The sequence below is a fragment of the Methylobacterium oryzihabitans genome, assembly GCF_004004555.2.
GTDB lineage: Bacteria > Pseudomonadota > Alphaproteobacteria > Rhizobiales > Beijerinckiaceae > Methylobacterium > Methylobacterium oryzihabitans.
This window is the reverse complement of the sequence record NZ_SACP01000060.1, coordinates 1-10,986: the sequence shown is the minus strand read 5'-3', so window position 1 is coordinate 10,986 and position 10,986 is coordinate 1. Positions and strand designations below refer to the sequence as shown.

At 70.4% G+C, this 10,986-nt stretch carries 10 protein-coding genes and 1 pseudogene; 7 read left to right on the top strand and 4 right to left on the bottom strand.

Annotated elements, in window-relative coordinates; genetic code table 11:
* Positions 1-407 precede the first annotated feature (407 nt).
* Positions 408-596 (bottom strand): hypothetical protein, encoded by a 189-nt coding sequence (locus EOE48_RS28135; RefSeq protein ID WP_127734178.1) that lies wholly within the window; start codon positions 594-596, stop codon positions 408-410.
* 267 nt (positions 597-863) lie between these two features.
* The gene (locus EOE48_RS28130) at positions 864-1,853 is read right to left on the bottom strand and encodes an ArdC family protein (protein WP_127734177.1); all 990 of its coding nucleotides are present in this window, start codon (positions 1,851-1,853) and stop codon (positions 864-866) included.
* Between the two features lie 683 nt (positions 1,854-2,536).
* Between EOE48_RS28130 and EOE48_RS28125 the strand changes: the two genes are divergently transcribed.
* Positions 2,537-2,851 carry a 2Fe-2S iron-sulfur cluster-binding protein gene (locus tag EOE48_RS28125; RefSeq protein WP_127734176.1) on the top strand — a complete coding sequence of 105 codons (315 nt, stop codon included), beginning with the start codon at positions 2,537-2,539 and terminating at the stop codon, positions 2,849-2,851.
* Positions 2,852-2,937: 86 nt separating this feature from the next.
* Here the strand turns inward: EOE48_RS28125 and hglS are convergent, their stop codons facing one another.
* Both hglS and amaB read right to left on the bottom strand, forming a co-directional pair.
* Positions 2,938-4,329, bottom strand: a complete 1,392-nt coding sequence (gene hglS / locus EOE48_RS28120; RefSeq protein ID WP_127734179.1) for a 2-oxoadipate dioxygenase/decarboxylase HglS — start codon at positions 4,327-4,329, stop codon at positions 2,938-2,940.
* Positions 4,330-4,417: 88 nt separating this feature from the next.
* Entirely contained in the window at positions 4,418-5,974 is a 1,557-nt protein-coding gene (amaB, locus tag EOE48_RS28115; RefSeq protein WP_127734175.1) for an L-piperidine-6-carboxylate dehydrogenase, read from the bottom strand.
* A gap of 122 nt (positions 5,975-6,096) precedes the next feature.
* Here amaB and EOE48_RS28110 point away from each other — a divergent pair, with 122 nt between their 5' ends.
* The 6 genes and pseudogenes from EOE48_RS28110 to EOE48_RS28090 all read left to right on the top strand — a co-directional run bounded on the left by EOE48_RS28110 (position 6,097) and on the right by EOE48_RS28090 (position 10,887).
* On the top strand, positions 6,097-7,011 hold the full coding sequence (locus tag EOE48_RS28110; RefSeq protein WP_127734174.1) for a LysR family transcriptional regulator: 915 nt from the start codon (positions 6,097-6,099) through the stop codon (positions 7,009-7,011).
* A gap of 178 nt (positions 7,012-7,189) precedes the next feature.
* Positions 7,190-7,945 carry an ABC transporter ATP-binding protein gene (locus tag EOE48_RS28105; RefSeq protein WP_127734173.1) on the top strand — a complete coding sequence of 252 codons (756 nt, stop codon included), beginning with the start codon at positions 7,190-7,192 and terminating at the stop codon, positions 7,943-7,945.
* Positions 7,938-8,651, top strand: coding sequence for an ABC transporter ATP-binding protein (locus EOE48_RS28100; protein ID WP_127734172.1), 714 nt, complete (start codon positions 7,938-7,940; stop codon positions 8,649-8,651). Before EOE48_RS28105 ends, EOE48_RS28100 begins: the two co-directional genes overlap by 8 nt.
* Positions 8,652-8,670: 19 nt before the next feature.
* Positions 8,671-9,546, top strand: a pseudogene (locus EOE48_RS30420) (branched-chain amino acid ABC transporter permease); the annotation flags it as partial.
* Positions 9,520-10,590: a branched-chain amino acid ABC transporter permease gene (locus tag EOE48_RS30415; protein WP_342791893.1), complete on the top strand. Its 1,071-nt coding sequence runs from the start codon at positions 9,520-9,522 to the stop codon at positions 10,588-10,590. The pseudogene EOE48_RS30420 and the gene EOE48_RS30415, both read left to right, overlap by 27 nt.
* Positions 10,591-10,692: 102 nt before the next feature.
* Positions 10,693-10,887 (top strand): hypothetical protein, encoded by a 195-nt coding sequence (locus tag EOE48_RS28090; RefSeq protein ID WP_210249605.1) that lies wholly within the window; start codon positions 10,693-10,695, stop codon positions 10,885-10,887.
* Positions 10,888-10,986: the final 99 nt, after the last annotated feature.

The window sequence follows — 10,986 nt, the reverse complement described above, 5'->3', positions numbered from 1 at the left end:
GTCGCCCTCGCCTACAACTGCCGGCGCCTCCACCGCTTGTGCCACGCCTGAGACCTCACGGCCCGCGCCACCCCCGCAAACGACACGCCCGTCAGATCAAAATACCAATCCGACAGGCTGCTAGTCCATATCCGCGGGATCCGGCAAGGCTCGTCCGGACGCGATGCGATAGACCCCGCGCTGCGCCACTGCGACCCGTTCATCCACGACGCGTTCGCCGCGGTGGTCCACCGACAGGCAGAGCTTGAGGGTGTCGGTGCCGAGACGGTGTGGGCGCGGATGGCCGAGACTTGGTTGTCGGATTGCGCATTGATGGGCTGACCCTGTCGCGGTGCGCGCGAGCGTCGAGGGGCCGCCCGGAGTCAGGCCCTCGAAACGAGGGATGGTGTCGCGCCGGGCGGGCACGATCAGCGCGTCGGTTGTGCCCCATGCAGGTCGGCGTGGAGCGCATGCAGGTGAACCCAGGGGAAGGCTGCCGCATCGTCGGCCGTCGCTTCGCCCTCGGCGATCAGCACTGCGAGCTTGAGCGCGAGATCTCCCCAGGTCTCGACCGGCGCTAGCTGCAGATGGCCGGCCGTGTCGCTCAGATCCCGCACCCTGCGTGCCTCTCGCGCACGGGCCGGGCCGAACCGGAGGCCGCCACGGCCCGTGCGAAGACGGCCTGGCGGCGGCGCAGGCGGACGGGCCGCCAGTGTCCGGCAGGGGCACGCGAGGGTTGCCGTGCGCGGCGATCACCGCCGCCTCGAGCCGGACGAAGGCGCACGCTGCCCTCGACCGGTGTCGAGGTTTCGCGGGCCAAGCCCGCGCCAGCAGTGCCGGGGTGGAGCGCGTCGAGCACGCGGCGCGCGACGGGGGCACGGCGCTCAAGCCACGCGCGCGCGCGGAATGCCCGCGGAGGCCGGACCCTTGCGGGTCTGAGGTAGCGCAGTCTGCGATGCCGGTGGTGTGGGGGTGCATGCCTCGTCCCCCGTCCCTGTCCCCTCCCGGCTGTCCGGTTGCAGGGCGGTGAGGTAGTCGGCGGCGCGGGAGGCTTGGGTGGCCGCGTGGGTGAGCGCGTGCGGGTCGGCGCGTAGAAGCGGTGCCCATGAGGCGCAGTAGGCGGCGTGGATCGAGTGGGGTGTGCGCGCGATGCCAAGGTCGGCGAGGACGAAGGCCGCGCCGAGTTCCGCTGTCAGCTCCTCGGCGGCGTACGCGCGGGCGCCGAACCGGCCGGTGAGGTCGCGGGCGAGGCGGTGCGGGGCGCCGGTCCAGTGGATGAGCTCGTGGGCGAGTGTGCCCGCGTAGCATGTGGGCGTGTGGAAGGTGGCGCGGGGCGGCAGGTGAATCGTGTCGGTAGCCGGGACGTAGCAGGCGCGGGTGCCGCCTTCGTTGATGCGCGCGCCGGTGGCCCTCACGAAGGTGTCGAAGGTGGGTAGGGACGTGGGCGGTGCTACGCTGTTGGAGGCACTGGCGACCGGCGGGGCTGTGTCCACTTGGGCGGCGTTGAAGACGTAGGCGGCGCGGGCGACGAAGGGGGCGCGGTCGGCCGTGTTGTCGTCGCTGGCCTCAGCGCGGGCGCTGTGGGGTAGTTCCTTATAGAACAGCACCAGCGTGCCGCGCTCGGCTCGACGAACCTGGGCGCCGAGCGCGGCCCATTGCCGGTAGGTCGCCCAGCGCGCGTCGGCGTAGCCGTGGGTGTGGGCTGCGCACCAGAGCGCCAGGACGTTGAGTCCGCGGTAGCGTCGGCCAGTGTGGGCATTGCGCGGCATGGGGTTGGCGCCGTGCCAGGGCGGGGTCCACGAAGCGGGGTCGGCGGCATCGAGCTGCGCCAGGATGATGGCGGCGACGCGGGTGTGCAGGTCGGTGGCGGACATGAAGGGGTGAGGCTCCGGGCAGCCGCGGCGTTGCGGCTTGGCTGCTGTTTCCCGGAGCGGTAGGCCGCGTTGACCGGCTGAACTCATCCGGGGGTCGGCATCCCCGTCCTCCTTTGGGGCGTTGTGTCGGCTTGCTTCAGCTCGGCCACCTCCTGTGAGGGGCTGGCCCTGTCCGCCTGCTTGTTCTGGATCCTGGTGAACGTTTGAGGGAGGCCGGCTTGCTGGAGGCAAGGCTTTGCCGGGCGATGGCAAAGCCGCGCTCGCTCGATGGGGGTAGTCCGGATCCCGGAGCCACGCCGTCGGTCGACCGGCAGATCGAGGTGCAACCTTGCGACAGGGAGGCCGGGGTTGGGCTGTCGGCCTTTATGCACCGCTTCCCGTCACCGTGGACGGCCAGCGCTGACGGACCCCTCCGCTCGATCTGCGGGGCGTTGGGGTCGTCCTGGAGGTCTGGGGGCTACCCGTCCCCTCCATCCTGCGATTCTGCTTGCACAGAGCCGCTTATTGCCGATGCCCTTCGGCGTTTGACCCGGCGGTCCCCGTCCCGCATGGCTAGCGGTGGAGGCTCGGGGCTCGTAGGGAGCGCGGCTCTTTCTTTAAGTTGGACAAGAGTTTCGTCCTACGTTCTGCGGCTGAAGGAGCGTTTCAGCATCGCAATATTCAGTTTTGGTGATTGAAAGCGAATACCGCACTTCGACGTCTTCGCCGAAGCGTTCTCCGCCGCGACGACAGTCCCGGCGCACCTGGAGCCCCGGACGATCACCGTCGCGGGGACGCCGGGCTCCTTCGTGTGGACGCCGGCCGCGGGCACGCTCCTCGACGCCGCGCTCGCGGCCGGCATCGGGCTGCCGAGCGGCTGCCGGGTCGGGCAGTGCGAGAGCTGCATCGTCCGGGTGCTTTCGGGCGAGTGCGCCCATCTCGTTGCGTTCGAGGGCGAGGCGGACCGGTGCCTGACCTGCCAGGCGGTCCCCGTCACCGACCTCGTCCTGGCGCCCTGACGCGCGTCCCAGCCGCCACAGGGGCAGGTGGCCCTGCCGATGGCCGGCACGTGGGCCTTGGCGCCGCGCCCGCGATGCGACGGTCCTCAGGCCGCCGCGCGGGCGGCCAGGACCGCCAGGGTCGCGGCGACGGACTTCGCCTCGGCCGCGGCGTAGAGCGCGTCCTCGTCGGCGACCTCTGCCCCGAGATCCCGCTCGAAGGCGGCCTTCGCGGCGTGCTGCGCGTGGTTGCGCTGGCCCTCGTCGCCGAGGTTGGACGAGAAGATCCCGGCGGCGCTGACCGGCAAAAAATCCTCGTAGGTGAGCGGCTCGGCCGCGACATGCCCGGATGCGACGAGGGCGGCGAGGTCGGCGTCCGGCGGCGCGCCCGGCTTCGTCGTCGGCGCGTAGCGGAAATAGGCCAGCCTCGCCGCCCGCATCGCGTCCTCGTCGTCCGGGAAGGCGCGGAAGGCGTCGGCGAGGGCCGCCGTGTACGCCGCCGCATGGGCGCCGTCAGACGCGACCTGGACGCGGTCGCGAACCTCCGCAAGCAGGCGATCGTAAAGCGCGCGGCCCTTGCGCGTGAGGGCGGCGCCCCGCTGCTCGATCTCCCCGAAGCGGGCCGTATGGGTGCCGTCCTCGGCGGGGCCATCCCCGGTGCGGAAGCGGATCGGCTCCCGCAGCGCCCGGAAGCTCGTCTGGCGCAGCAGCAGCGGCACCCGGCGGCGGGGCGGGCCCTCGATGATCGCCTTCGGAGCGATGCCCCTGGCCGGCATCTCGTCCTGCACGGCGTCGATGTCGAGGGTCCGGGGCGTGAGGTGGTTGATGTGCGGGCCCTTGAAGCAGACGATGTCCGCGACGAGCGGGTGGGCTCGGCGCAGCCGGGCGTAGATCTCCGCCGACACGGTCGCCTCGCTGTGCCAGCGGAACGTCTCCAGTGCCTCGGCGACGAACCGGTCGGCCTCCTCCTCGTCGAGCCCGCCCTCGCGCTCGGCCCGGTCGATCAGGTCGAGGCAGGCCGGCGTGAAGATCGCGCGCCGCGCGAGGATGCCGGCCGCCTCGGAGCGCAGGGCCTCGTCGCCGACGAGGTCGAGGCGCAGGAGCGAGGTGAAGACCCGGAACGGGTTGCGCCGGAGGGAGTCCGCCTCCACGGGGCGGAAGGCGGTCGAGTGGACCGGAACCCCAGCGACCGACAGGTCGTAGTAGCCGACCGGCACCATACCCATCACGGCGAAGAGCCGGCGCAGGGTCGCGAGTTCCGCCGCGGTGCCGACCCGGATGGCGCCGTGGCGCTCGAGGTCGAGCCGCTCGATCTCGCCGTTGTCGCGCAGGCGGCGGTCGAGGGCGGCGTCGGTCCGGCGCGTGTCGCCGTTCACCGCGCGCACCAGCTCCATCAGGGTGCCGTATTGCGGCACCTCCGCCCGATACAGGTCCGACATCGCCCGGGAGAACCGGGTCCGCACCACGTCGGGGGGTACGATCGGCTTGGCTGCTTCCATGGTCACGATCCTTGATCCTGCCGCGGGCTCTTCCCACGGGCGCGGCGCGGTCTGGCGGGGCGGGCGGGCCGGTCTCCTGCGCCGGGCGTCACGACGCCACCGGGCCGGTGCCCGCGACGTCGAAGGTCACGCCCTGCGCGAGCGGCATCGCATCGCCGTAGTTGATGGCGCTCGTCATGCGCCGCATGTACGCCTTCCAGGCATCCGAACCGGATTCGCGCCCGCCGCCGGTCTCCTTCTCGCCCCCGAAGGCGCCACCGATCTCGGCACCAGATGACCCCATGTTGACGTTGGCGATGCCGCAATCGGATCCGGTGGCGGAGAGGAAACGCTCGGTGTCGCGCATGTCGGTGGAGAAGATCGACGACGAGAGCCCCTGCGGCACGTCGTTCTGCAACCCGATCGCCTCGTCGAGGGTCCGGACCTTCATCACGTAGAGGATCGGCGCGAAGGTCTCGTGCCGCACCGGGCCGGTCTGGCCCGGCATCTCGACGAGGGCAGGGCGGACGTAGAACCCGCCCGCCGGGACACCCTCGACTTGGCGCTCGCCGCCATGCACGCGCCCGCCCGCGGCCCGGGCCTCCTCCAGCGCCGCCTGCATCGCGGCGAAGGCGGCTTCGTCGATCAGCGGTCCGACGAGCGAGTCGCTTGTTAGCGGATCGCCGACCGGGACGGAGGCGTAGAGCGCGGTCAGACGCGGGACGAGGGCGTCGTAGACCGCCTCGTGCACGAAGAGGCGCCGCAGGGTGGTGCAGCGCTGGCCGGCCGTGCCCATCGCCCCGAAGGCGATGGCGCGCAGGGCCAGATCGAGATCGGCCGAGGGGCAGACGATCGAGGCGTTGTTGCCGCCGAGTTCCAGGATCGCGCGGCCGAACCGCCCGGCAACGCGCTGGCCGACGACCCGGCCCATCGCCGTCGAGCCGGTGGCCGAGACGACCGGCACCCGGGCGTCCCCGACCAGCACCTCGCCGACCTCACGGCCGCCGACCAGCAGTGTCGAGAGGCCGGCCGGCGCCTCGGGGAAGCGTGCAGCCACGCGCTCGACGAGGGACTGGACCGCGAGGGCGGTGAGTGGGGTCTTCTCCGAGGGCTTCCACACGACCGCGTCGCCGCACACGAACGCCAGCGCCGCGTTCCAGCACCACACCGCGACCGGGAAGTTGAAGGCCGAGACGACGCCGACGACGCCCGCCGGATGCCACTGCTCCATCAGCCGGTGGTCCGGCCGCTCTGAACCCATCGTGAGGCCGTGCAGTTGGCGGGAGAGACCGACCGCGAAATCGCAGATGTCAATCATCTCCTGGACCTCGCCGAGGCCCTCGGACACGATTTTGCCGACCTCGATGGTGACCAGACGGCCGAGGGCGTCCTTGTTCGCGCGCAGCGCCTCACCGAGGAGCCGGACGAACTCGCCCCGGCGCGGCGCCGGGACCCGGCGCCAGGACAGGAAGGCCTCGTGCGCCCGCCCGATCGCGTCGGAGGCTTCGCTCGCCGACACGTCGCGGATCTCGGCGATGATCTCGCCGGTCAGGGGAGAGTGGACGGCGCGCCCGCCGCCGGACGGTCCGTCAGGCGCCGCACCGACGGTGGCGAGCAGCGCGGCGACCTCGTCGCGCAGGGAGTGACGGGCGGCGGCCTGGGTCATCGGAACCTCGCTGGACCGTTCCGACGGAATGGGAAACGGCTGCGAGCGGGATCGCGCCGACCGCGCCGTTGCGCAAAGGACGATTCTTCCCGAGGTCATGACGGAATGGAATACTCCTCCCCATGGCACCACCCCGCACGCTCATGCCCTCGATCCAGGAACTGACCGCGTTCGAGGCCGCCGGCCGTCACGGCAGCTTCACGCGAGCCGCCGGCGAGCTCGCGCTCACGCAGAGCGCGGTCAGCAAGCAGGTCAGGGAGCTGGAGGCGACGCTCGGCGTCGTTTTGTTCGAGCGTACGAAGGGCCGGGCGGTGCTGACCCTGGCCGGGCGCGACTTTCTCCCGGCGGCGAGCCGCCTGCTGCAGGACTACGCGACCGCCACGCATGCGGTGATGGCCTCCGCCGGGAGCGGCACGACGCTGAGGCTCGGCGTGCTGCCGACCTTCGCGGCCCGCTGGCTCGTCCCGCGGCTGCCGGGCTTCCTGTCGCGGCAGCCGGGCGTGACGGTCAGCCTCGTGACAGCGCCCGAGCCGTTCGACCTCGCGTCCCGATCGGTGGACGCCGCCATCCATTTCGGCGAGCCGAGCTGGCCGCAGGCGGAGTGCGTCTATCTCTGCGACGAGGCCGTGATCGCGGTGGCGAGCCCCGCCTACGCCGAGCGCCATGGCCTGACCGACCCTGGGAGCCTCGCCCGCGCCACGCTGCTGCAGCAGGCGAGCCGGCCCGGATTGTGGCGCGACTGGTTCGCCCGGGCCGGTGTCGAGCACCCGCATCCGCTGCGCGGACCGCTCTTCGACCAGTTCGCGATGACGAGCGAGGCCGCGAAGGCCGAGATGGGCGTCGCCCTGCTGCCGTGGTTCCTGGTCGAGCGCGAGCTGTCCGACGGCAGCCTCACGATCATCCCGGCGCCGCCCCTCGCGGGCGCGGGGGCGTACTACGTCGTCGTGCCGGTTGGCCGGCGATCCGAGCCGACGCTCGCGGCCTTCGTCGACTGGCTCGTGGCGGAGGCCGCCGCTTCCGCCCGGCGGCGGGCGTGACCCGGTGACCCCGTGCGATCCCGATCACGGCGATCTCAGGGGGTGGGAGCGACCGTCTGCGTGCCGCCCGTTCTCCGGGCAGGCTGGCGTTCATTGAGGCGTTTCCTAAAGGCGTACAATGTTGACAATAGGAAACTTCGGTTCTTAAGTATGGACACACGAACGAGCGAGGCTTGCGATGGATGCGGGACACGCGCTTCAAGCGAAGTCGCTCAGTCGCGAATTCGGCGGCTTCTTCGCCGTCAGGGACGTCGATTTCACGCTACACCGCGGCAGCATACAGGCTGTGATCGGCCCCAACGGCGCGGGAAAGTCGACGCTTTTCAACCTGCTGACCAAGCATATCGCGCCGTCGAGCGGCGAGATCTTCCATGAGGGCGACGACGTCACGGGTCTGAGCATGCCGGCGCTCGCGAAGCGCGGCGTGGTCCGGTCGTTTCAGATCTCGGCGGTCTTCGCGTCCCTAACGGTCCGGCAGAACCTCGAACTCGCCCTGCTCCGCCCTGCGGGCAGTGCCTGGGATCTGCTCGGGCGCGTCACGGGGAAGCGTGCGATCGCGGAGCGCGCCGACGCGCTCCTCGAGCGGTTCGAGCTCGGAGAATGCGCGGAATCGCTCGCTGGCAACCTCTCCTACGGCCGCAAGCGGGTGCTGGAACTGGCCACGACGCTGGCGCTCGAACCCCGGGTCCTGCTTCTGGACGAGCCGATGGCCGGCCTCGGACGCGAGGATATCGGCCGGGTGACCGACCTCATCCGCGAGGTGGGCGAGGGCCGCACCATTCTCCTGGTCGAGCACAACATGAAGGTCGTCGCCGACCTCGCGGACCGCATCACCGTGATGGTGCGCGGCCGGATCCTGGCGGAGGGTCCCTACGACGAGGTCTCCGCGCGTGCCGACGTGGTGGCGGCCTATACGGGGCAGGGCCATGACTGAGAGACCGGCCGAGAACCTCGCCGTCAGGACTCTGGAGGCGTGGTACGGCGAGTCGAAGGTGCTGCACGGCATGACCTTCGATGTCCGCGCGGGCGAGGTGGTGACGCTGCTCGGTCGCAACGGCGCCGGCAAGACCACGACGCTGAAGGCGATCATGGGCCTGATCGAGCGCCGCGAAGGCTCGATCCGGCTCGACGGTGCGGAACTCGTCGCGGTCCCGCCCTACGGCGTGGCGCGCCGGGGCATCGCCTTCTGTCCCGAGGAGCGCGGCATCTTCTCGAGCCTCAGCGTGCGGGAGAACCTGCTCCTGCCGCCGGTCGTCGCCGAGGGCGGCATGGGCGTCGACCGGATCCTGGATCTGTTTCCCAACCTCCGCGAGCGCCTCGACAGCCCCGGCACGAAGCTCTCGGGCGGCGAGCAGCAGATGCTGGCGCTCGGGCGCATCCTGCGCACCGGTGCGCGCGTCCTTCTCCTCGACGAGCCGACCGAAGGCCTGGCCCCGGTCATCATCCGGCAAATCGGCCGCACGATCGAGACGCTGAAGACGCTGGGTTTCACCATCCTGCTGGTCGAACAGAACGTCGCCTTCGCCTCCGGGATCGCCGACCGCCACTACGTCGTCGAACTCGGCCGCGTGGTCGACGAGATCCCGGGTCCGGAACTCGAGACCAGACTCGATGCGCTGAAGGGCTATCTCGGCCTGTGACCGCGGAGAATCATTCGCCATGACCATGATCCTCGGGGTTCCGGCCGCTGTCCTGTTCGGCCAGTTGTTGCTCGGTCTCATCAACGGTGCGTTCTACGCCATGTTGAGCCTCGGGCTGGCCGTGATCTTCGGCATGATGAACATCGTCAACTTCGCGCATGGGGCCCAGTACATGCTCGGCGCGATGACGGCCTGGCTCCTGCTGACCTACCTGGGCATCGGCTACTGGTGGGCCCTGCTGCTCGTGCCGTTGATGGTCGGCGCGAGCGGCCTGCTCCTCGAGCGGTTCGTGCTGCGCCGGCTCTACCGGCTCGACCATCTCTACGGCATGCTGCTGACGTTCGGCCTAGCGCTGGTCCTGCAGGGGCTGCTCACGAACGCCTTCGGCTCCTCGGGACAGCCGTACTCGATCCCGGCCGAACTCATGGGCGGGCGCAATCTCGGCTTCATGTTCCTGCCGAACTACCGGGCCTGGGTCATCGCCGCGTCGCTCCTGGTGTGCCTGACCACCTGGTACGTCATCGAGCGCACCAGGCTCGGGGCCTACCTGCGGGCCGCGACCGAGAACCCGATGCTGGTGCAGGCCTTCGGCATCCGGGTGCCGCGCATGATCATGCTGACCTACGGGGCCGGTGTCGGCCTCGCGGCCCTCGCGGGGGTCCTCGCCGCGCCGGTCTATCAGGTCGGTCCGACCATGGGTGCCGACCTCATCATCGTCGTCTTCGCCGTCGTGGTGATCGGCGGCATGGGCTCGATCATGGGGTCGATCGTCACCGGGTTCCTGGTCGGCCTCATCGAGGGGCTGACCAAGGCCTTCTACCCGGAACTCTCGAGCACCGTCGTCTTCGTCGTGATGGCGGTGGTCCTGATGGTGCGGCCGGCGGGCCTGTTCGGCTCGAAGCCCGAACAGGCCCAGAACCATCGGCAGGTGCTCGACGGAGCCTCGACCTCGCCGAGGACGCAGACGATCCAGTTTCTCGTCATGGCGGCGCTGTTCGCCGCCGCGCCGCTGGTGGTCTATCCCGGCTTCATGATGAAGGCGATGCTCTTCGCCCTGTTCGCCTGTGCGTTCAACCTGATCGCGGGCTACGGCAAGCTGGTGTCGTTCGGCCACGCCATGTTCCTGGGCACGGCCGGCTACGTGAGCGGCCACGCCGCCAAGTCTTGGGGCCTCACGCCGGAGCTCGCCGTCCTGGCGGGCACCGCTGCTGCCGCGCTGCTCGGCCTCGCCTCCGGCTGGCTCGCCATCCGGCGCAGCGGCATCTACTTCGCGATGGTCACCCTCGCCTTCGCGCAGATGATCTACTTCGTCGCGCTGCAGGCCCCCTTCACCGGCGGCGAGGACGGACTCCAGGCGATACCCCGCGGACATCTCTTCGGTCTGATCGACCTGTCGAGGCCCGCCAACCTCTACGGCTTCGTGCTCGCGATCTTCCTCGGCGGCTTCTACCTCATCATGCGGGTCGTCGGGTCGCCGTTCGGCCTCGTGCTGAGGGGCATCAGCGACCACGAAACCCGCGCGCAGTCGCTCGGGCTCGAGACCGAGCGCTTCAAGCTCGTCGCCTTCACGCTCTCGGCGGCACTCTCGGGTCTCGCCGGCGCGACCAAGGCGATCACCAGCCAGATCGCCACCCTCGTCGACGTGCACTGGTCGATGTCGGGCGAGGTGCTGCTGATGACCTTCCTCGGCGGTGTCGGCACGCTGTTCGGGCCCGTCGTCGGGGCGTTCGTCGTCGTGGCGATGCAGAACTACCTTGCTGCGCTCGGACAATGGGTCATCGTTCTGCACGGGACGATCTTCGTGCTGTGCGTCCTGATCTTCCGGCGCGGCATCGTCGGCGAGGCGAGTCTCCTCCTCCGTAGGTGGAGTGCGCGACCGGCCGCGGCGGCCCACCCTGCGGCGGCGCTCACGCCGCATCGGCAACCCGCCGGCCACTGACCGGCAGCCCGTGCCGGAGCGGTCGCGAACGCGACGCGAACACGAGCAACGACGCAGAACCGCACCATGCCGGTCTGCCGGGGTCGAACCAGAGAGGCGACGATGAAAGCGATCCTTCCCTTCACGCGCGGTCTTGCCGCCCTGCTCTGCCTCGGCGGCGTCACGGTGTCGGGCCCGGTCCGCGCACAGGTCAGCGACGACGTCGTCAAGGTCGGCGTGCTCACCGACATGTCGGGCCAATGGGCCGACATGAACGGTCCGGGCTCCCTGCTAGCAGCCTGTCGGGTTGGGGCTTGATTTCACGGCTGGCGCAGGAGCGCGCGTGTCGAGGTGTGGCGGCGGGTCAGCCTGGTCCGAGTTCCGGTTGATGAGCAGCCAGGCTGGACATCAAGAGGA

Coding starts and splice junctions, on each gene's coding strand:
- EOE48_RS30415 (WP_342791893.1), top strand. CDS start 9,520: ATGGTGCGGCCGGCGGGCCTGTTCGGCTCGAAGCCCGAACAGGCCCAG.
- EOE48_RS28110 (WP_127734174.1), top strand. CDS start 6,097: ATGGCACCACCCCGCACGCTCATGCCCTCGATCCAGGAACTGACCGCG.
- EOE48_RS28090 (WP_210249605.1), top strand. CDS start 10,693: ATGAAAGCGATCCTTCCCTTCACGCGCGGTCTTGCCGCCCTGCTCTGC.
- amaB (WP_127734175.1), bottom strand. CDS start 5,974: ATGACCCAGGCCGCCGCCCGTCACTCCCTGCGCGACGAGGTCGCCGCG.
- EOE48_RS28100 (WP_127734172.1), top strand. CDS start 7,938: ATGACTGAGAGACCGGCCGAGAACCTCGCCGTCAGGACTCTGGAGGCG.
- hglS (WP_127734179.1), bottom strand. CDS start 4,329: ATGGAAGCAGCCAAGCCGATCGTACCCCCCGACGTGGTGCGGACCCGG.
- EOE48_RS28130 (WP_127734177.1), bottom strand. CDS start 1,853: ATGTCCGCCACCGACCTGCACACCCGCGTCGCCGCCATCATCCTGGCG.
- EOE48_RS28105 (WP_127734173.1), top strand. CDS start 7,190: ATGGATGCGGGACACGCGCTTCAAGCGAAGTCGCTCAGTCGCGAATTC.